The 20,254-nt window shown below is 33.9% G+C and carries 16 protein-coding genes; 3 read left to right on the top strand and 13 right to left on the bottom strand.

Features of this window, described 5'->3' with window-relative positions; all coding sequences use genetic code 11:
• Nucleotides 1-16: 16 nt before the first annotated feature.
• Nucleotides 17-661 (top strand): alpha/beta hydrolase, encoded by a 645-nt coding sequence (locus tag PQ462_RS07310; RefSeq protein WP_274252938.1) that lies wholly within the window; start codon nucleotides 17-19, stop codon nucleotides 659-661.
• A gap of 86 nt (nucleotides 662-747) precedes the next feature.
• Here PQ462_RS07310 and PQ462_RS07305 read toward each other — a convergent pair whose 3' ends face one another.
• Genes PQ462_RS07305 through PQ462_RS07295 form a run of 3 tightly spaced genes read right to left on the bottom strand, consistent with a single transcriptional unit; the run spans nucleotide 748 to nucleotide 2,498 of the window.
• Nucleotides 748-1,170: a hypothetical protein gene (locus PQ462_RS07305; protein ID WP_274252937.1), complete on the bottom strand. Its 423-nt coding sequence runs from the start codon at nucleotides 1,168-1,170 to the stop codon at nucleotides 748-750.
• A gap of 46 nt (nucleotides 1,171-1,216) precedes the next feature.
• The gene (locus tag PQ462_RS07300; RefSeq protein WP_274252936.1) at nucleotides 1,217-1,720 is read right to left on the bottom strand and encodes a hypothetical protein; all 504 of its coding nucleotides are present in this window, start codon (nucleotides 1,718-1,720) and stop codon (nucleotides 1,217-1,219) included.
• 13 nt (nucleotides 1,721-1,733) lie between these two features.
• Nucleotides 1,734-2,498 (bottom strand): MBL fold metallo-hydrolase, encoded by a 765-nt coding sequence (locus PQ462_RS07295; protein WP_073409683.1) that lies wholly within the window; start codon nucleotides 2,496-2,498, stop codon nucleotides 1,734-1,736.
• A gap of 89 nt (nucleotides 2,499-2,587) precedes the next feature.
• Between PQ462_RS07295 and PQ462_RS07290 the strand changes: the two genes are divergently transcribed.
• The gene (locus PQ462_RS07290) at nucleotides 2,588-4,048 is read left to right on the top strand and encodes a TonB-dependent receptor (RefSeq protein ID WP_274252935.1); all 1,461 of its coding nucleotides are present in this window, start codon (nucleotides 2,588-2,590) and stop codon (nucleotides 4,046-4,048) included.
• Nucleotides 4,049-4,329: 281 nt separating this feature from the next.
• Here the strand turns inward: PQ462_RS07290 and bcp are convergent, their stop codons facing one another.
• The gene (gene bcp / locus PQ462_RS07285; RefSeq protein WP_274252934.1) at nucleotides 4,330-4,782 is read right to left on the bottom strand and encodes a thioredoxin-dependent thiol peroxidase; all 453 of its coding nucleotides are present in this window, start codon (nucleotides 4,780-4,782) and stop codon (nucleotides 4,330-4,332) included.
• 273 nt (nucleotides 4,783-5,055) lie between these two features.
• On the opposite strand from bcp, the gene PQ462_RS07280 reads away from it, so the two are divergent.
• Nucleotides 5,056-5,712: an endonuclease III domain-containing protein gene (locus PQ462_RS07280; RefSeq protein WP_274252933.1), complete on the top strand. Its 657-nt coding sequence runs from the start codon at nucleotides 5,056-5,058 to the stop codon at nucleotides 5,710-5,712.
• A gap of 15 nt (nucleotides 5,713-5,727) precedes the next feature.
• On the opposite strand, the gene PQ462_RS07275 is transcribed toward PQ462_RS07280, so the two are convergent.
• The 9 genes from PQ462_RS07275 to PQ462_RS07235 all read right to left on the bottom strand — a co-directional run bounded on the left by PQ462_RS07275 (nucleotide 5,728) and on the right by PQ462_RS07235 (nucleotide 20,088).
• Nucleotides 5,728-6,792 (bottom strand): tetratricopeptide repeat protein, encoded by a 1,065-nt coding sequence (locus PQ462_RS07275; protein ID WP_149207958.1) that lies wholly within the window; start codon nucleotides 6,790-6,792, stop codon nucleotides 5,728-5,730.
• A gap of 459 nt (nucleotides 6,793-7,251) precedes the next feature.
• Nucleotides 7,252-7,395, bottom strand: a complete 144-nt coding sequence (locus PQ462_RS07270) for a hypothetical protein (protein ID WP_274252932.1) — start codon at nucleotides 7,393-7,395, stop codon at nucleotides 7,252-7,254.
• Between the two features lie 51 nt (nucleotides 7,396-7,446).
• Complete coding sequence (locus tag PQ462_RS07265; protein WP_274252931.1) at nucleotides 7,447-8,031, bottom strand: RNA polymerase sigma factor; 585 nt, start codon at nucleotides 8,029-8,031, stop codon at nucleotides 7,447-7,449.
• A gap of 320 nt (nucleotides 8,032-8,351) precedes the next feature.
• A complete protein-coding gene (locus tag PQ462_RS07260; RefSeq protein ID WP_274252929.1) occupies nucleotides 8,352-9,110 on the bottom strand; it encodes a glycoside hydrolase family 16 protein in 759 nt (252 codons plus the stop codon).
• A 68-nt stretch (nucleotides 9,111-9,178) separates the two neighbouring features.
• Entirely contained in the window at nucleotides 9,179-10,849 is a 1,671-nt protein-coding gene (locus PQ462_RS07255; protein ID WP_274252927.1) for a family 16 glycosylhydrolase, read from the bottom strand.
• 11 nt (nucleotides 10,850-10,860) lie between these two features.
• Entirely contained in the window at nucleotides 10,861-12,459 is a 1,599-nt protein-coding gene (locus PQ462_RS07250; RefSeq protein WP_274252926.1) for a hypothetical protein, read from the bottom strand.
• 12 nt (nucleotides 12,460-12,471) lie between these two features.
• Complete coding sequence (locus PQ462_RS07245) at nucleotides 12,472-13,971, bottom strand: RagB/SusD family nutrient uptake outer membrane protein (RefSeq protein ID WP_073409678.1); 1,500 nt, start codon at nucleotides 13,969-13,971, stop codon at nucleotides 12,472-12,474.
• 11 nt (nucleotides 13,972-13,982) lie between these two features.
• A complete protein-coding gene (locus PQ462_RS07240; RefSeq protein WP_274252925.1) occupies nucleotides 13,983-17,045 on the bottom strand; it encodes a SusC/RagA family TonB-linked outer membrane protein in 3,063 nt (1,020 codons plus the stop codon).
• 241 nt (nucleotides 17,046-17,286) lie between these two features.
• On the bottom strand, nucleotides 17,287-20,088 hold the full coding sequence (locus PQ462_RS07235; RefSeq protein ID WP_274252924.1) for a triple tyrosine motif-containing protein: 2,802 nt from the start codon (nucleotides 20,086-20,088) through the stop codon (nucleotides 17,287-17,289).
• Nucleotides 20,089-20,254 lie beyond the last annotated feature (166 nt).

The following is a 20,254-nucleotide window of genomic DNA, read 5'->3' as shown; positions in this document are numbered from 1 at the left end:
AATTCACAATTAAAATATGAGTCTATCTTTAGAATACAAAATAAGAGAACCAAAAGTAATTTTAGATAAAAATCCGTTATTGCTTTTATTGCACGGATATGGAAGCAATGAGGCTGATTTATTCTCATTTGCATCTGAACTTCCTGATAATTACTATATAATTTCTGCAAGAGCGCCTTATGATTTACAATATGGAGCTTATGCCTGGTACGCAATTAATTTTGATGCTGATCAGAATAAATTTTCAGACAATGAGCAAGCCAGAACTTCAAGAGATGTAATTGCTGGTTTTATTGATGAATTAGTGGCAAATTACCCTATTGATGCCAATAATGTGACTTTGATTGGTTTCAGCCAGGGGTCAATTTTAAGCTATGCAGCTGCTCTTTCTTATCCTGAAAAAATTCAGAGAGTTGTAGCAATGAGCGGTTATTTTAATGAAGAAATTATAAAAGAAGGTTTTGAAAATAATGATTTCAAAAACCTAAAGTTTTTTGCTTCACACGGAACTGTAGATCAGGTTATTCCAATTGAATGGGCTAGAAAAACCCCGGCAATTCTAGAAAAATTAAATATTCCGGTTACGTACAAAGAATATCCAGTTGGTCACGGCGTTGCACCGCAGAATTTCTTTGATTTTAAGAACTGGCTTTCTGTTTAGTATTCAGTCTCAGTCTCAGTTTCAGTTTAGAACTTTATAAAAGTTTTTTAAGTCAAGACTGAAAACTGAGACTGCGACTAAAAACTTTATTCCCCTGTATAAAGAATCTTCCCTGATTTTTTCAAGACATATCCTTTCCATGGAATTAACTGCCAATCGCCATTAATCCAAGAATCTCCTTCTGATTTTCTTTCTAAAATGATTGATTCTTTTTGAGTATCTAAGAAAAGTTCTGCTTTATTTCCTTCGAAGATTACGTAAGAAACTGTAGTATAGGTTTTACCATCATCATAATGCGACAGTTTTGTTCCTTCAAAAACTCTAATACATTCTTTTTTAAGTGTTGACCAGGTATAGCCGGCAGAGCCCTTGCATCCGTGTTCATCAGAATCTCCTCCAACTAATTTCTTTTCCTGCGGTTCTTTTGCAACAGTATTTTCCGCGGAAACTTTTTTAGCACAAGAAAATCCCGCAATTGCAATAATCGTTAACAAAAACATCTTTTTCATAATCCTATCTATTTTATTGGGTCAAAAAAAATAGGATTAAAAAATCCTATTTTTGATATAACCAAGTTTGATTTACTTCAAAGGTAATGTTATCATCATTATCAACAAAGTATTTTAACAAGACTTCTCCCCATAATTCACCATTACTGTAATCTGCAATGATCCAACGGTGGTTTAAAAGTTTTACTTTGTTAATGATAAATTTATTTGGACCTATTTGGTCTTGTCCTGTATACGGATTTCCTTTTGGATTTGCATTAAAATCTAATAATTTCTCTGTTACAACCGGAATCAGCTTTTCAAATAAAATTACTTTTCCACCAGATGCGCTGTTATCAAAATAGTTTTGTGCATTTTCGTTGTGTTCCAAAGAAAAATAATGTGCTTCGGCTAATTTAGCTGAAACCAAATTTATGCTGTCTCTTAGCTTTTTAGTTGTTTTCTCATATCTCTCTTCACCAAATTTAACTTCGCGGCTATAAAACATGTATGTAAAAACATTCATTAATATCGCAAGGATAAAAAGGTAAAGCATTAAGGATTTTTTCATTTTTGTGGTATAATTAAATTGTAATTTCTAAATTATCGTAAGCCAGAAAAACATTTTCCGGAAGTTGTTTCTGCACTTCTTCATGAAAACCTAATACGTGGCTGATATGTGTTAAATACGCTTTTTCTGGTTTTACCAAATTAATAAAATCCAGTGCTTCCTGAAGGTTAAAGTGAGTGTCGTGAGGTTCTACACGTAAGGCATTTACCACTAAAACTTTTAAACCTTTTAGTTTATCAATTTCAGCTTGTTCAATCGTTTTTACATCGGTTAAATACGCAAAATCCTGAATGCGGTATCCAAAAACCTGTAAATCACCATGCATCGCGTTTATTGGGATTGCTGTTTTATCTCCAACAGCAAAGGATTCGTTGTTTTTAACTTCAATAGTTTTTACGCTTGGCGCTCCGGGATATTTATTTACGGTTTCAAAAACATAATCAAAACGACGTCTTAAATTATCGAGAACGCGTTTATGCCCATAGATTGGAATTTCTCCCTGACGGAAATTAAACGGACGTATATCATCTAAACCAGCTGTGTGATCTGAATGTTCGTGAGTAAATAAAATAGCATCGAGTTTACGGCATCCGCAGGAAAGCATTTGCTGCCTGAAATCGGGACCGCAATCGATTACATACGAATGCTCCTCCCATGTAATCCAGATGGATACACGGAGTCTTTTGTCCTTAGCATCAGTGCTTTTACAAACGGGATGATCGATTCCGATGATAGGAATGCCTTGAGAAGTACCAGTACCTAAAAAATAGACCTTCAATTGAACTTATTTTTTTTACAAAAATAGGATTATTTCCTTTCATTAAAAGCCTAATTTACTAACTTTGTAACAAATCTATTTAAAATAAAATGGGTACAGAAATAAAACTCAAAGGTGACAAAGTCATCGAACAGATTCCTTCTATAAAAGACAAAGCATTACGCATTAATTTAAACGAGAATATTTACGGAACATTTGCTGAAATTGGAGCTGGACAAGAGACAGTTAGACATTTTTTCAGATCCGGAGGTTCATCAGGAACTATTGCAAAAGCGATGTCTGCCTATGACAAAGATTTTAGCGACGCCGTTTATGGTGCTGAAAACGACGGAAGATATGTTACTGAAGAGCGTTTAAAAAAAATGCTTACCCATGAAGGACAGATCATTGAAGAGCGTTTAAGCCGCGAAAAACATCCAACCAAACTTTTTTTCAGTTACGCCAATACGGTTGCTACAATAGATTTTGCTAAACAATTTAAAGGTCACGGATGGGTTGGAATTCGATACCAAATTGAACCAGACGAAGCTTACAACGAAATTATTCTTCATATTCGTTTTAAAGAGACTGATGCAAGACTACAACAAGAAACACTTGGAATTTTAGGTGTTAACTTAATTTACGGTGCTTTTTACAAATACAACGATCCAAAGCGATTACTTCGTTACTTATATGATCACTTAGATAAAGATCAGTTAGAAATTGACACTATTAACTTCTCCGGACCTCGTTTTGCTGATGTTGATAATCGTTTAATGAGTTTACAACTGGTTAAAAACGGAATGACTGATGCGGTGATGTTTAACCCTGAGGGAAAAAACATTCTGCCTGCTGCTATTCTTTACAAAAAGAACCTTTTAGCTTTAAGAGGAAGTTTCCGCCCGGTTACAAAAGTAAACATGGACATGTATGAGAAATCATTAGAAATGTTCCTTAAAGAAAATAAAGTAGAAAAAAGCAACACTCTTGTTGTTTTTGAAATCACACTTTCAAATTTACGTTCTGATGGTGAGATTGACGAGAGAGACTTTATGGATAGAGCCGAACTGCTTTGTTCATTAGGACAAACGGTTATGATCTCAAATTTCCAGGAGTATTACAAAGTAGTAGAATATTTCGCTAATTATACTAAAGCCCGTATGGGACTGGCAATGGGTGTAAACAACCTTGTTGATATTTTTGACGAGAAATACTATCGCCATTTGAGCGGAGGAATTCTCGAAGCGTTTGGAAAATTATTCTATCGTGATATGAAAGTATTTTTATATCCAATGTTAGATGAAGATGGTGTATTGATGAATTCAAACAACTTAAAAGTACATCCAAGAATGAAAGAACTTTACAAATTCTTTAAGTTTAACGGAAAAGTTGTTGATATTGAAGATTACGATCCGGATAATTTATCAGTATTCTCTCGTGAAGTTCTAAAAATGATCAATCAGGGTAAAAAAGGCTGGGAACCTATGCTTCCAACCGGTATTTCAGAGATTATAAAAGAACATCATCTTTTCGGATATCATCCTCAGAAAGAATTAGAACAAAATACGTAATAAAAAAAGTCCCTTTATTGGGACTTTTTTTTGTTTTAAGTTTGAGTTTTTCTTTGTTTCAAGTTATTGTTGGAGCGGGTATTTTTTTACCGCAAAGCACGCTAATTTTTTTATGGGCCAAACTTAATAAATGCGCAAAGTTCGCATAGCTTTATATAGATTTAGCTTTGCGAACTTTGCGGGTTTCAGCTCAAGCTCAAGCAAAAAAACTTAGCGTGCTTTGCGGTAAAACTAAGCGTTAAGTAAAACAACTTGAAACATGAAACTTGAAACAAAAAACTCTATTTCAAAATCTGCGAAGCGTGTTCTTTTGTTTTTACTTTTTCAATTACTTCTTCGATGATTCCTTTTTCGTCGATTACAAAAGTAGTTCTGTGAATTCCGTCGTATTCTTTTCCCATAAATTTCTTTGGTCCCCAAACTCCAAAAGCATTAATAACAGCTTTATCTTCATCTGCAATTAACGAAAAAGGAAATTCGTATTTGTCTTTAAATTTTGACTGCGCTTTCTGGCTGTCTGCACTTACTCCTAAAAGTTCGTAATTATTTGCTTTAAAGCGCTCAAAATTATCTCTCAAATCGCAGGCTTCGGCTGTACATCCGGGCGTGCTTGCTTTTGGATAAAAAAATACTACGAGTTTTTTTCCAGAATAATCTGCTAGTTTATGCGTTTTTCCGTCTTGATCTGTTCCTGAAAAGTTTGGTGCTTTATCTCCGGCTTTTAATGTTGTCATATTTTTATTTTAGATTTTAGATTGTTGATTTTAGAATAAGAGCAAAGAATAAAGATAATTCAAAACTCATAACTCATAATTATTTTCATGCCCCAGATTGCAGTAAAAACCCCGGAGTTGTGGTAGTTTACATTTTTTGTATTTAAAAAGCGACCAACGGAAGCTCTTTTAAATACTTAAAAATGTTACTAACACAATGAGGAGTTGAAACGGAAAGCTGGATTAGGCACATCATCAAAAATACACTATTTTTACAACATTAAAAATACGGAAATGAATAAAGAAGCCCGCGTACAATTTGTTATAAATACCTTAAAAGAACTCTACCCTACTATACCTGTTCCGCTTGACCATAAAGATCCTTACACGCTTTTGATTGCCGTATTGCTTTCTGCACAATGTACAGATGTACGTGTAAACCAGATTACACCCCTTTTGTTTGCAAAAGCAGATAATCCGTATGATATGGTGAAGATGTCGATTGAAGAAATTAAGGAAATTATTCGTCCGTGTGGTTTATCACCAATGAAATCAAAAGGAATTCATGGTTTATCTGAAATTTTAATTGAAAAACATAATGGAGAAGTACCGCAGAGTTTTGAAGCGCTTGAAGAATTACCAGCTGTAGGACACAAAACAGCAAGTGTTGTAATGTCTCAGGCTTTTGGCGTTCCTGCATTTCCGGTTGATACACATATTCATAGATTGATGCACAGATGGAATTTGTCGAACGGTAAAAGTGTAGCTCAGACTGAAAAAGATGCTAAACGATTATTTCCAAGAGATTTATGGAACGATTTGCATTTGCAGATCATTTGGTACGGACGAGAATACTCTCCTGCCCGTGGATGGAGTCTTGAAAAAGATATTATTACCAGAACTATCGGCAAAAAATCAATATTAGAAGAAGCTGCTAAAAAGAAAGTTTAGCAGCTTCTGTTTTTTTTACATCCCGTTTTTTAACGCATTGTATTCATTTGTCATATCAAGTGATCGATATACGCCTAAAAGTGTTTTTGTAGCTTCTTCATTTTTAGGCTCAATTGTCAATGCTTTTTTAAGATAAGGAATGGCACTTTTTACAATTTCATCTTTTTGTGCACTTAGTTTGTCATACTCTTTCATTTCTTTTGGACTATTACCCAATTGATTCATCTGATCCAGTATTTCTTTTTTTAACTGCATTTTTACGTAAGCAAGGTTAATACAGCAATCCAGACAATTTGGATTTAACTGAAGATCGCTTTCGTAATATTTTGCTGCATTGACATAATCATTTCTTTCTAAGTAGCAATATCCTAATGATATAAGAATATCTTCTTTTTTAGACGGAGGCAGAAAATCTCTGGGTTTTTCATAAAGTCCGGCCTGAATATTTGATTCTCGCGCACTTCTTGAAATAAAAGCTTCTTCTGTTTTTGTTTTTTTATTTATAGCATAATAAACCATTCCTTTACCGGTATAATTTATTTTTCTAAGCTCTTCATAATACTTAATTGCTGATACATAATCTTTTCCATTTAATGAAGACCCTGCTGCATTGAAAAGGTTTAAAGTATCTTTTTTATCTATCAGATACACTTCATAACTTTTAGCGGCGCTTTCTTTAAACTTTCCTGCTTTGTAATCACTAAATGCTCCGTCTACCAATGTAGATTTCATACCTTTTAAAGCTAAATTGGCTTTGAAAGCATATTTGTAATTACGTGAATCGTTTTCATACAGAAGAACATCCTGATAAGCACTGGAAGCCTGAGCAAAATTATTTATCGCATCTATATTCTTTGCTGCTAAATCTTTGCAGATATTTCCTTTTAAATAGAAGAAATCCGATTTATCTGAATCTGATGCATTGATGATCAAATATTCTGTTTTTTTTAAAACAGCTAATGCCTCTTCGTTTTTCCCTTTATCATACAAAGACTGAGCTTCTTTTATCTGGTCTTTTTGAGCAAATGCTCCTACTGTTACCAATAGAAATATTGATAACACAATTAGGTTATTTTTCATTTCTTGTAAAGTTTTGTTATTAAATAGACTGGGGTTTTAAAAGATTTTACGTTTTATAAAATCCTGCTCTTAATAAATATTAAGGTCTAAAACAAAACTAAAATGAAGCTGAGTAGTTTTTCGCCATACAATTACTGGTATTAAATTAAACATTTATTACTGGTTGGTTAGTTGATTTATATTAAAAGTAAACATTACTCATTTTTACTGAAATAAAAATTACTTTTTAACTAAAATAAAATTAATAATCGAAAAAACTAACAAATAAGAGTAAAAATTAAAAACTTTAACAAATAAGAATAAAAAACCACCAAAAACCTTACATTATTTGAATTTCATCAACTTTGCTGCATAAAAAAACTCACTATCTGTATCTGCATACAAATAGTGAGCTTTTTAACCAAAACGACCATTTGGTTTTTCTTTCGAAATAAACATCCGACCAAAGCAGCGGGCTGTTTAATTAGCTACGATTTCAAAACTTTTATCTTCGATTTTCACAACTTTTAAAGCTTGTGAATAACTTAATAAAAAAGAAACTACTTCTTTTTTAGGTTTTAAATCTTTAGAAGCTAATGCTTTTTTTGAGTAAATTTTCGCCATACTATGTTAGTGTTTTTATTATAGTATAACGGGCTAATTTTCAAAATAGTATTAGTTGGTCAAAATAATTTGATGTTTGTCGATAATTTTTCTCAAATTCATCAACGCATAACGCATTCTTCCTAATGCTGTATTGATACTTACATCAGTTAATTCTGAAATTTCTTTAAAACTCATGTCTTGATACATTCTCATTATCAAAACTTCTTTTTGGTCTTCCGGAAGTTCTTCGATTAGTCTTTTTAAATCCACCTCAACCTGATCTACAATCATTCTGCTTTCGATGTTTAAAGAATCATCAGACATAATTGAAAATATTGAAAACTCTTCGGTTTCTCTGTACATCGGCATTTTTTTGGTTTTGCGAAAGTGATCCACAATTAAGTTGTGTGAAATACGCATTACCCACGGAAGAAATTTACCTTCTTCGTTATAAGAATTGCTTTTTAATGTTTTTATCACTTTAATAAAAGTGTCTTGGAAAATATCATTTGAAATATCTCTATCAGCAATCTTAGAATATATAAAACCATATATCTTAGATTCGTGCCTTTTTATTAATGTTGCAAGAGCAGCTTCACTGCCTTCAACATAATTTTTTACTAATAGAGCGTCTGGAGTATGCAGATCAGCCATAATACTACTTTTTTAGTTTTAATAATTTGGAGTAATTCTAAAAAGTAATTTTATTTTATAGGCGTATCTTTTTTTTGGAGTTATGTTAATATTGTGACCAAATTTAACAAATATTTATTTTAAAAAGCAAACAAAAACAATAATAATTAACAATAAATCGTTAAGTTTTTACTGCAATGTTTTATTTCATTAAAAATAGTTAAAAAAATGGATTAAAAAAAACTATTTTCGATATTAAAAAAACAGATGTAAATAACTTACAATTAATCACTTAAACAACTTACACCTGTTTTAATACTGAAATTTTAAAGTGTTATTTTTTATTGGTAAACCCGTACATAATCTACGTAATATTTTTGCGGTAACACTGAATCATCTACTTCAGGGCCTCCAAAATTGCCTCCAATTGCCAAATTTACAATGATATAAAATGGTTTATCAAAAGGCCATGTGTCTTCATTTTTCACTTGTGGATTGAAGGTGTAAACTAAATTTGTATCAACAAAAAAATCAATTTTGTCTTTGTTCCACTCAATGGCATATACATGATAACCTTCTTCAATATTTGGAAATTCTGTACGTTTTGTATTGATTGTATTTCCGTGGCTGTCTTGCGTATGCAGGGTTGTGTAAACCATATGAGGATCTCTGCCTATATATTCTAAGATATCAATTTCACCTGTTTTTGGCCATTTTACCTCATCAATATTAGCTCCAAGCATCCAAAATGCCGGCCATAAACCGTGTCCAACTGGAAGTTTTGCCCTTGCTTCAATTCTACCGTATTTAAACTCCTTTTTGCCTTTTGTAGTAATTTTGGTCGAAGTATATGTATTTCCTTCTTTTCTGGCTTCAATAACTAAATTTCCATCTTTTATTTCGTGGTTTGTTTTGGTATAAATCTGTCTTTCATTATTTCCGTAACCACATAAATCTGGACAGCCGTCGCCAAGTTCAAAATTCCAGTCTTTTTCGTTTATATTTTTTTTACTGAAATTTTCTTCCCAGACTAATTTTCTTTTTGTTTCCTGTGCATACGAAAAACTACAGATTAACAGCAGTAAAACTATTTTATTCATATTCTTTTTTTAATTAAGAAGGCCAGCCTAAACTGACCTTCTCAGAATTACTAATTAATTAACTCAACTTATTGATATACTCTAACATAATCAACTTCCATAGAAGATTGTGAAAAAGCACCATCAATAGCTCCTCCCAAATTACCTCCCATTGCAACATTTAAAATCAAGAAAAAGCTGCTGTTAAAAGGTAATGATGCAGTATTTGCCAGTGTATGAATCAGTGTATCATCAACATAAATTGAGATAGATTCCGGACTCCAGATTGTTTTATAAACATGAAACTCTGTAGATACATTTGGAATTGTTTTCGATGCTGTATCTGCGTTCCCGCCAAAACGTGCCGGATAATGAAATGTACCGTGAATCACGTTCTGATTGTTTCCTACGTGTTCCATAATATCAATTTCTCCGCAGGCAGGCCACGGTTTTGTTGCATAATTCTGCCCAAGCATCCAGATAGCCGGCCAGGTTCCGCCGCCAGAAGGAAGTTTTGCTCTAACCTCAACTTTACCATATGTAAAAGAATATTTTCCATCTGATTTAAGTCTTGCCGAAGAATAATCTGCTCCGCCAGAAGCTTCTTTTTTAGCTGTAATAATTAAGCTTCCGCCTTGTACTTTTATGTTTGAAGCTGAACTGGTATAATTTTGTTTTTCATTATTTCCCCAGCCGTTATCGCCTCTTCCTAAATCATAAACCCATTTTGCAGGATCTGGCGCTCCGTCTGTATTAAATTCGTCCTGCCATACAAGATTTGTATAATCTGTTGATGGATTTGGATTTTGATTTGGAGGCGTAGTTGTAAAGGTATGGTACCATGCCAATGCCGGATTTCCGCCCATTACCGCTCTCACTACCATACGGTTAGCCGTAAGTGATAAAATCTCATAAGAATTTTGACCAATATAGTAACCCATAAATCCATTGTCTGAAAAGTTCATTGTTGTACCTCTTGTCTGCTCTGCATGTTTTGGGTTATTCATTATCACAGATTCAGAAGGGCTTAATGAAACTGTTTTTGCAGCACCAGTGTTATAGCTTAAACACATGTCTTCTGATAAACCAGATGCTCCAGCAACGCTTCCAAAATCTTTATTGAAGAATGTTGCTCCGCCGTTATCTAATTGGAATTTAAGCTGATCTCCATCAAGAGAGAATGTCAATATGTTATCGTATAAACAGCTGCTGTTTGGTGAATTTGCTTTTTCAAATGCTCCTGCACTGTAGTAATTAGGGAAGAAGTTTTTCTCTGCATCGCCATCGTTCTGACCTACACCAAGATGTCCTGGTTCTCCGGCAGCCCAATACCATTTTTTAGAAGATCCTCCGGTAAGCAATTGAACGGCCTGATCATCGCTAAAATCACTTTTTACTTCAACATCGATTGTTGTATTTGCTGCTACTCCTCCTGCTCCTGTTGCTACAACAGTTACGGTATAGGTGTTAACTCCTGTTTTGGTAAATCTTTTAGAAATTTTTCCGCTTGGAGCATTATCAGAAGTTCCGTCTGGATATACATATTTATACGAAATAGCATTATCTGCAGTTGCAGCAAACTTTACTATTCCAGATCCGTCTCCATAAGGAGCATCGGCCGTTTTACCAACAATTTCGGCTGTTACCTTTAAATTAGATGGTGTAGTTATTGATCCGAATGTAAAATCGTCTTTCTGACAACCCGTCATCAAGAGAATCGTAAATAGGGATACTATCTTTATAATTAATTTCTTGCTCATGATTTCTTGTTTTAATTGGATTGTTTAATATCATCAAAGTAATACGTTTCTCCTAGTCCGTTTTTGCCGAAATCAGGGAATAGAATTACTCTGTCGTATTTTATACTGCTGTTGAAAGAAGCTGCAGTTGTAAGGTCGAATGTCAATACTTCCCATCCATTAGCAACTGTTGTTAATGCCTGTACTTCTAAATTAACACTTGGATTTCCGTTACCGTCTTTTGGTGAAGTCGAAAGTTCCATTTTGTATAATATTGCAGCACCTGCTTTTGGCGACCAAACTGTTACTTTTACTTTAGTTCCTTTTGAAGCATCAAATGGATTTTCAAGATTTAAACTTGCTCCTCCCCAGGTTTCAGCCCCTGTCTTTTTGTCCAGCTTTACCACTTTATTAGAAACATTAACTCCTGTTTTATTAGGATTTGTAACTACTGAAGCATCTACATTTCCAAATCCGCCCCAAGCGTAAGTTAAAGTTGATTCGAAATCAATTGGCAACCCTATTGATTGAGAAGCTGTTTTATAGAAATAAATATTATCAATATAAACGCTTTTTCCTGCCGTAACAGCATCTAATTTTAATTGGAAAATATCAGCAACTGTAAAACCAGACTGACTTGTAAAGTCTGAAATTGGAATATCTATACTAGTCCATTGGTTTGCTGTAAGATCTTTTACAACCTTTCTTTCTCCATTTGATTTACTAATTGGGAAAATTGCCAGTTTATCTAAATCTGCTGTCCAGATATCCATGTGAAGATATTCCATTCCTGAAACATCAATCGTAACATTATCTGCCAGCGCAATTCCCTGATAATTTAGATTTGTATAGTTCAACATTTTATCTCCATCTAAATCAAACTCAGCAAATCCTGTTGACTGCCCCCAGTTTGGATAAAAATTAGTTCCTGCAATATCTGTGTATTTAGAACTGAAAATTGAAATAACATCTCCTGCTTGTCTGCCTGGCTGTGCCGGTGCAGATGTAGTTGGGTTCAATACTAATTTTGCCGTAACTTCTTCTGTATGTTCAGTTGTTTTAATAGCTGCACTTTTAGAAACAACTTTAATTGTATAAACTCCTGCAGCCTGATAAGTGTACGAAACTGGTTCTCCATTATTAGCTGAAATTGGATCAGGATGTCCTGCTTCTCCAAAATACACATCATAAAACAAGGCAAAATCAGCGGTTGCTGTAACGGTTATTTTATTAGAAACCAATTTATCATTTGTTACCACAACTTGTAAATTTTCCGGAGCTCTAAAAGAAACAACAACTTCTTTTTCTATTTCAGCTGTTTTGCCGCTAAGTCCTGACGCAATAATTTTCGACTTATAGACGCCTTCTTTGTAAACGTGAGAAACTGTCGATCCAACTCCTATGTAATCAGAATCTGGTGTTCCGTCGCCAAAACTAATTTTGTACTGTGTTGCACCTTCACCTTTTGGCAGGAAGGTAACTTTTCCGGTATTATCCTGCGTAACTGTAGTTAAGACAGAAATATTTGCCGGAGAAGCTATTCCGTCTAAATCAATATCTAAGTCATCGTTTGCACAGCCTATGAGTACTGCCAAAACGAAAAAATTTATAATAAAATGTATTTTTTTCATAATTGATGTTTTTTAGTATCCAGGATTTTGTGCCCAGTTTCCGTTAGCAAATTGAATTTCTTCAATTGGAAGTGGAAATAATTCGTTTTTATTCGCTTTAAAGCCAGGGATAGTTCCGGCAGCTTTACCAGTTCTAACCAAGTCAAAGAAACGATGTCCTTCGCCAAAAAGTTCAACTCTTCTTTCGTCTAAAATATTATCAGTCAAAGCTGCTCCCGAAGTTGCAATATCATGATTTGTATCTCCAAAAGCACGTCTTCTTACTTCATTTAAATACGTTCTTGCTTTTCCGTCATCAATTCCTCCTCTGTTATATGCTTCTGCAGCCATTAAAAGTACATCTGCATAACGAATCGCTCTGTAGTTGTTTGGATTTGTTAAGTTCAAATCTCCTGCAGCATCTTTGCTTCTTTTTCTTGGAAGATATTTTCTATTGAAGAAACCTGTATCTTCATTCCCTTTTCCGAATGTGATACCGTTTCCGTTATCATAAGAAGCATTTGCTAATGCCCATGCATTAATATCTAAAATAGCTACATCTTTACGTTTATCTCCGCTTTTAAATGCATCATACGATTCCTGAGTTGGAATATTAAAGCTGTATCCAGAAGAGAATAAAGGCCCAGAATAGTTACGAATACCATTAAAACCAACGGCTACGTTTCCTTCACTGCATTGTAAACATCCAAATCCTGCTCCTTCAACATCTGTATACTGCACTTCAAAAACAGATTCTGTTCCGTTTTCTCCTTCTGCTTCAAACATTGCATTATAATCTGTTACCAATTTGTATTTTCCAGAAGTAATTACAGCATCAAGTGAAGCTGCAGCCTGGGCAAATTTATTTTGATACAAATAGGCTTTTCCTAATAATGCCTGAGCAGCGCCTTTTGTTATGCGTCCCTGCTGTGCTGCATTTGGAGACAGATTAGCAGATGCGAAAATCAAATCGGCTTCTATAGAAGCGTACACTTCCTGAACTGATGAGCGGGGAATTATTTTTTCATCTCCAATTTTAAATCTCGCATCTCCTTTCATCGGGATACCTCCAAACCATTTTACTAACTCAAACTGATAATACGCTCTTAAAAAACGTGCTTCTGCTATGACTTGGGTTCTTCCCGGAAAATCTGTTTTATTTTGAAATTCAAGGATATAATTTGCTCTTTGAACACCAGCAAACATCCAATTCCAGATATCTCTTAAATTACTGTTTACAGGTGTATGAATCATATCATCGATCTGCTGGAAACCAATTACATCGGTTGGGCTTTCTCCTCCGCAAAGTGTATTATCTGAAGCAATTTCTCCTAATAAAACATTTACATAAGAAGACTGCAGTAAATCGTAAGCTGCAATTAATGCATTGTCATATTCTTCTTTAGAATTAAAGTAATTCTCAGCGTCGATAGAATACTCTGGTTTTGGATCTACAAACTCATCCGAACATGATGTTAGTGCGGTCGAAAACAAAACCAGTGTTATAGTGGATATAAATAAATACTTTTTCATTTTAATTCAAATTAAAAATTAAGGTTTAAGCCCAATAGATACGTCCTTGGGATTGGATAAAATCCGTAATCAATTCCTGCTCCGATTGGAGATTGAGAAACGTTGTCGCGATTGCCTGGACCAAAAGAAGCTCCCGGATCAAAACCTTTGTATTTTGTAAATGTGTAAAGGTTATTTACTCCTGCATAAAGTCTTAATTTTGATACTCCTGCTCTTTTTGAGATTTCTGGATTTAGTGTATAACCAAGCTGTATATTTTGAATTCTTACATAAGAAGCATCTTCAACATAATAATTTGAGAAAACATTATTTGATGTAGCTCCTGTTGTTACTCTTGGTGTCGAATTACTTGTGCCCGGTCCTGTCCATCTGTCTAAAACATAATTAATACGATTAGCATCAGAAAGTGTTCTTTCGTAGTTACGAACCATATCGTTTCCTACTGATGCAAATGTAAATACAGCAAAATCAAGAGCTTTGTAATTTAATTGTAAATTGAAACCCATTGTAGCATCTGGAATTGGATCTCCAATGTTGGTTTTATCTTTTGTATCAATTACACCATCTCCATTTAAATCAACATAACGTATGTCTCCAGGCGCAGCATTTGCTCCTAAAGCTAACTGTGATGGATGTGCATCAACTTCGGCTTGGCTTTGGAAAATTCCATCCGTTTTGTATCCATAAAAGTATCCCATTGGTTTACCAATTTCCATTCTTGATGGAGCAGGCTGACCAACACCAAAAGCACCGCCTTCAATAAATCCTGTTCCGTTATTTACTTCAGTAACTTTGTTTTTAAGGAAAGTAACATTGTAACCTACACTGAAAGTGAAAGCATCAGAAAATTTATCTTTATAATCGATCGCAAATTCAAAACCTGAATTTTTAACCGTTCCAGCATTTAAAGTCGGCGCACTTGCACCAGGTGCACCAGTACCGTTGATACCTGAAACCGGAATATTAGGAATCAATAAATCTTTTCTGGTATCAATAAAATAATCAGCAACGATGAAAACTTTGTCGTTTAATATTTTTAAGTCTAAACCAACGTCAAACTTTTGAGCATCTTCCCATTTTAAATCCGGATTTGGAACCTGCCCTTGTCCTGTACCATTTACTAAAGTACCATTAAATACATAAGTAGCTTCTCCATTTAATAATCCTAAATATCCGTAATTAGGAATTTGGTCATTTCCTAAAGTTCCGTAACTCGCTCTGAATTTTAAGAAGTTTACAAATTTAGGCTGTCCAAAGAAACTTTCATCAGAAACTACCCATCCAGCTGTAAAAGAAGGAAAATAACCTACTTTGTTTCCTGGACCAAATCTAGTTGAAGCATCACGTCTTATCATACCAGAAAGAAGGTATTTTCCTTTATAATCATACTGGAGTCTTCCAAAATAAGAAAGTCTTCTTTGATCGTAAACATAAGCACTATTAGTAAGCGTTTCTGAAGTTCCTTTTGTTAAAGAAATATCTGCATTTTCCCAAACGTTATTTGGCACATCAAAACCAGTTGCAGTAAGTCCGTTACCCCATTGTTTGTAAATAGTCGTTCCTAAAGTTCCTGTAATATTGTGGCTTTCCGCAATTTTAGTATTGTAGTTTGCAAAAAGGTCAAATGAATAATCATTATCATTTACAGCTCTCTGAGTTACAGAACTTCTCTGCACATCAAATACTTTTCCTCCGTAACTAATCTGCTTAGCAAAATCTTTAGATTCGCTGTTTGAAGTATTAAAACCTATCGAAGCTGATAATGTAAATCCTTTGAAGATTTTATAATCTAAACCAAAATTTCCGTTCAGTTTTTTATAGTTATAATCGTTGTACGTATTTGCAATCTGTGCTAACGGGTTGATAATTTCTGTTCCTAAACCTGTTGTGCTTGGCACTAAAGTAAAATCGCCGTTTGCATCATACGGACTTAATGCAGCCGGAACGTTTAAGGCATTAAAAAGTACAGAACCTAATCCGTTTTCATTTAATGTTTTTCTTGTAAAATACGTATAAATAACGTTAGTCTTTAATTTGATTTTATCACTTAAATCTGCACCAAGAGCAATTCTGGCTGTATTTCTTAAATATCCAGATTTATCGCCTCCCACAATACCTTCCTGATCTAAATGAGAACCACTGATAGAATAAGTAATTTTATCAGATCCTCCAGAAATTGTTAAATCATTATTGATAATTGGAGCATTTTCGAAAACTTCATCCTGCCAGTTTGTTCCTTTTCCAAGTGAACTCACATTTGGATAAGGCAATGGTCTTCCTCCATTTGCATAACTCTCATTTAAAAGCAGTGCATATTCCGTAGCGTTTAAAGTAGGCAGTTTTCTTGAAGTCTGCTGAAAACCTGCATAACTATTAAATGAAACTCTGGTTTTAGAATTCTTTTTACCCATTTTAGTAGTAACCAGGATAATTCCGTTTGCACCAATCGTTCCGTAGATTGCTGCCTGAGCATCTTTTAAAACTGTAATGGTTTCAATATCATTTGGATTCAGTACTCCTAAATCTCCAACATAACCATCAATAATAACGGTTGGTTTGTTTTCACCATTTGTGGCTATACCACGAATACGAATATCAAGCGGTGCTCCCGGCGCTCCTGACTGCGTCGTTACATTCACCCCTGAAATTGTTCCCTGTAAAGCCTGTTCGATTCTTGCTGGTTTCAAGACATCTAGAGTTTTACTGTCTAAAACTGCTACAGCTCCGGTAACTTCTCTTTTTTTCTGAGTACCGTAACCAATAACAACGACCTCGTCAAGTGACTTAGCATCGTCGCTCATTTTAACTGTCATTTTAGTTCCAGAAACAGCGGCTTCCTGCGTTCTGTAACCAATATAACTAAAAACAATTACAGTTCCTTTTGGAACATCGGTTAGTTTAAAAGATCCGTCGAAGTCCGTGGTTGTACTTTTAGACGAATTTTTAACTTTTACATTTACACCTGGCAATGATAAACCAGAAGCATCTAATACCGTTCCTGATACATCTAAGTTCTGCGAGAATGCAAAAGATGTAAACAGTAATAGTACTGTTAGTAATAATTTGGATTTCATAATTAGTTAGTTTTTATTGAAAGTTAAATTTATTTGTTCCTCTTATTAAAACGATAAAATTAACCTCAACAAAAAACATACATCATAAAAAAACAAAGCCTAAATTCAGGATATGACAAAATAAAGCACCAAATAACTACAATTGCAGAATGTTAATTTTATTAACATTTGCTTCCTGAATTCCTAATAAAACCATAATGTTGTGGTAATGTATAGGTAATTTACGGTGATTTTGGGATTACTATACAGCCAGAATATATTCTACTAAACCGATTTCGTGTTGTAAATCCATCTTTTTTCGCAAACGGTATCGTTTTATTTCAACGCTTCGTACTGAAATATTAAACATTGGAGCAATTTCTTTAGATGAAAGATTCAATCTGAGATAAGCACACAAACGAAGATCATTTGGCGTTAAGGCCGGATGCATTTGTTTTATTCGTTTAAGGAAATCTTTATCGGCATTATCAAAAGCTTCTTTAAATACATTCCACGAATCTTCTTCTGTAATATTTTTATTAATGGTACTAATTACAGATTTAATATTTGAACTGTCATTTTGAGCTGTTTTTTTCAAGTCTTCTTTAATAAAAGCCAGTAATTCGTTCTTACTGTTTAAACTCATCGTAGAAACTGCCAATTCACGGTTTTTGTTATCTACATCCTGAGAAAGCTGTTCGTTTCGAAGTTTCATTAACTGCTGCTCGTTTTCAAGCTCTTTAATCTCTAACAAAAGGTTATTTTCTTCAATAAGCTTTTCTTTTTGCTTTTGATAATAGTTTCGATACGCTTTATTAATAAAATAAGCCACTGCAAGCATCAAAAGAAAATAAATAAAATAAGCCAGATTAGTTAAATACCATGGTTTTAAAACCACAAATGTATATGAGGCCGGATTTTGCAAAATTACATTGGCATATTTTGCCCTGACTCTAAAAGTATATTTTCCAGGAGGAAGATTTTTAAAATTCACAGTTGCTTTTGTACTCCATTCGCTCCATTCATTCTGAAAACCTTCCAGCAGATATTGATATTCAGAATTGATGTATTTATTGTATTCCGGAACTGTATAATTCAGGGTAATGTTATTTTCATCAGACTTAAAACTCCCTTCGTTAAAAATCGCAGCATTTCTAAAGGTTTCATTTTGTTTATTAGTCGTAATATCAGTAATAAAAACATTGTAATTTTTAAAACTCAGATCATCAATATTAAGCGTATAATATCCGTCTGTAGTTCCTATTAAATAAGTCGATTTTGAAATTTGGGTGATATTTTCATATCCTAACATCGAATTGGTCAGCGAAGACGGAATTGGTATTATATTTTCTTTTAACTGACTGCTCAATTTACTGGCTGAGAAATAATGAATGTAGTTTTTAGAGAACAGCCAGATTTTGTTTGAATTATCAACAATTAATTTACCCGATGTATATTCGTCTTTTTCAAAAATAGAGCTTAATACATTGTCTTTTACAAACTGTTTTGTTTTTGGGTTTAGTTTAAAAATACCGCCTTTATAAGCGTAATAAATCGAATTATTGAATTTTGTTAAGCTGGCATATTTTCCTTTATCGGGACTTTTATACGCATAGAATCCTTGTGTTTTTGATAATGATGAATCCAGTTTTAATCTAAAAATCCCTTTGTATTCATGACTTACATATACTTCGAGATTATCACCTATTTCAAAATAACGTGATGAATAATCAAATCCCTGTACTTTATTTTTAAAAATCCACTGATTTCCTGATTTTTCTAAAACCGAAATACCATAATAATTTCCCTGAAGTAATTGGTTTTTATTTCCCGAAACCGGTTCAAATTTCCAGGTTCCTGAAGCCGAAAATATACTTTTGGCAATATCATTTACCACTACAAAAGTTCCCGAATCATGTCCGCAGAAAAGCGTATCATCATAAACTGCTAAAGACCAGACCTGCCCTTTTGTGCCGTTTATAAATTTAAAATCAGAATTACTTTGACTTGGTTTACAAAACAATCCCTGATTGGTTCCAATATACAGCATTCCGTTATGAATTGCAGATGCGTAAACGGTTCCTAAAACACCCGAATCATCGGTAAAACTGCGCACCGGCGACTGCATATTGATACAGTTTATTCCGTTATCGAGTCCCGTCCATAAATTTTGGTCTTTATCTTCAAAAAGAGATAAAGCAGTATTATTGCTTAAACCTTTGCTCTGTGTCAGGTGATATTTCAGTTTCCCTTTATCAGATAAAATAAAAATCCCGTTGGAAACAGTTCCCAAAGCAAAACTGCCGTCCTGTAAACGCTGGCTGCTGTAAACAAAACTTGCTTTTAATTCGGCATCAACATCTGTCACTATACGGCTTAATGCGTTTCCGGTAAGTTTATGTATTCCATCTAACTGTGTTTGGATTATCAAGCCTTCATCTGCTGCAAAAACATTGGCAACGGTAAATTTTTTCAAAATCGGATCATCTGAAACTAATTTGGCTTTACCGCTTTCTATTTCAAAAAGTCCTTCTTTTAAAGTCTGAAAATAAATCGCATTGGTCGAAGCAAACGATTTTACAACACCATTTTTGGGTGCAATTATTTTAAACTGCATTGTTTTGGTATCATAAATATAAATTCGGTTTAAAGACTGAAACAATATCCAATGATCATATTTTAGGATATTCCAAAACTGTTCATCATCTAAAATCTTATTTTTTATACTGTCACTCAGCGAAGTATATTTTAGTTTTCCATCTGCTTGTCTCGTCCAGAAACCAAAATTCATATAACTGCCCGTATACACTTTATTGCCAATCACTTTTACAGATCGAATAATGGTTTCGTTTGGCCCCGGATATAACTGCCAGCTTGTTCCGTTATATTCTAACAATCCGTCATTATTAGCGAAATACAAATAATTATTATGATCCTGCGAAATCATCCAGCTCTGATTTCCGGCTCCATAAACAGAAGGAGAATATTTTACGATGGGTGGAAATTCCTGAGAGAATATCAGGAAATGCATTAAAAACAGTAAGGTAGATAGTTTAGTTTTCAAAATTTGGTCAGGATATTAAAATAGTACTAAAACAGTTCTAAAGTAGGATATTTTTACAATGAAATAACAAATTTTAAATAAAAAAAAGTCTGCTTATAATCAGATGTTAACATGGTAATTCTGTTAAGATTTGGAACAATATCCTTAACAAAACTCTGCTTAAAAT

Source organism: Flavobacterium sp. KACC 22758 (assembly GCF_028736135.1).
Taxonomy (GTDB): Bacteria; Bacteroidota; Bacteroidia; order Flavobacteriales; family Flavobacteriaceae; genus Flavobacterium; species Flavobacterium johnsoniae.
The sequence above is the reverse complement of the archived record's forward strand: the minus strand, read 5'-3'. Positions and strand labels throughout refer to the sequence as shown.

What these genes read in the sequence shown, in the direction of transcription:
- PQ462_RS07310 (WP_274252938.1), top strand. Translation starts at nt 17, where the DNA reads ATGAGTCTATCTTTAGAATACAAAATAAGAGAACCAAAAGTAATTTTA.
- PQ462_RS07305 (WP_274252937.1), bottom strand. Translation starts at nt 1,170, where the DNA reads ATGAAAAAGATGTTTTTGTTAACGATTATTGCAATTGCGGGATTTTCT.
- PQ462_RS07300 (WP_274252936.1), bottom strand. Translation starts at nt 1,720, where the DNA reads ATGAAAAAATCCTTAATGCTTTACCTTTTTATCCTTGCGATATTAATG.
- PQ462_RS07290 (WP_274252935.1), top strand. Translation starts at nt 2,588, where the DNA reads ATGGGTACAGAAATAAAACTCAAAGGTGACAAAGTCATCGAACAGATT.
- bcp (WP_274252934.1), bottom strand. Translation starts at nt 4,782, where the DNA reads ATGACAACATTAAAAGCCGGAGATAAAGCACCAAACTTTTCAGGAACA.
- PQ462_RS07280 (WP_274252933.1), top strand. Translation starts at nt 5,056, where the DNA reads ATGAATAAAGAAGCCCGCGTACAATTTGTTATAAATACCTTAAAAGAA.
- PQ462_RS07275 (WP_149207958.1), bottom strand. Translation starts at nt 6,792, where the DNA reads ATGAAAAATAACCTAATTGTGTTATCAATATTTCTATTGGTAACAGTA.
- PQ462_RS07270 (WP_274252932.1), bottom strand. Translation starts at nt 7,395, where the DNA reads ATGGCGAAAATTTACTCAAAAAAAGCATTAGCTTCTAAAGATTTAAAA.
- PQ462_RS07265 (WP_274252931.1), bottom strand. Translation starts at nt 8,031, where the DNA reads ATGGCTGATCTGCATACTCCAGACGCTCTATTAGTAAAAAATTATGTT.
- PQ462_RS07260 (WP_274252929.1), bottom strand. Translation starts at nt 9,110, where the DNA reads ATGAATAAAATAGTTTTACTGCTGTTAATCTGTAGTTTTTCGTATGCA.
- PQ462_RS07255 (WP_274252927.1), bottom strand. Translation starts at nt 10,849, where the DNA reads ATGAGCAAGAAATTAATTATAAAGATAGTATCCCTATTTACGATTCTC.
- PQ462_RS07250 (WP_274252926.1), bottom strand. Translation starts at nt 12,459, where the DNA reads ATGAAAAAAATACATTTTATTATAAATTTTTTCGTTTTGGCAGTACTC.
- PQ462_RS07245 (WP_073409678.1), bottom strand. Translation starts at nt 13,971, where the DNA reads ATGAAAAAGTATTTATTTATATCCACTATAACACTGGTTTTGTTTTCG.
- PQ462_RS07240 (WP_274252925.1), bottom strand. Translation starts at nt 17,045, where the DNA reads ATGAAATCCAAATTATTACTAACAGTACTATTACTGTTTACATCTTTT.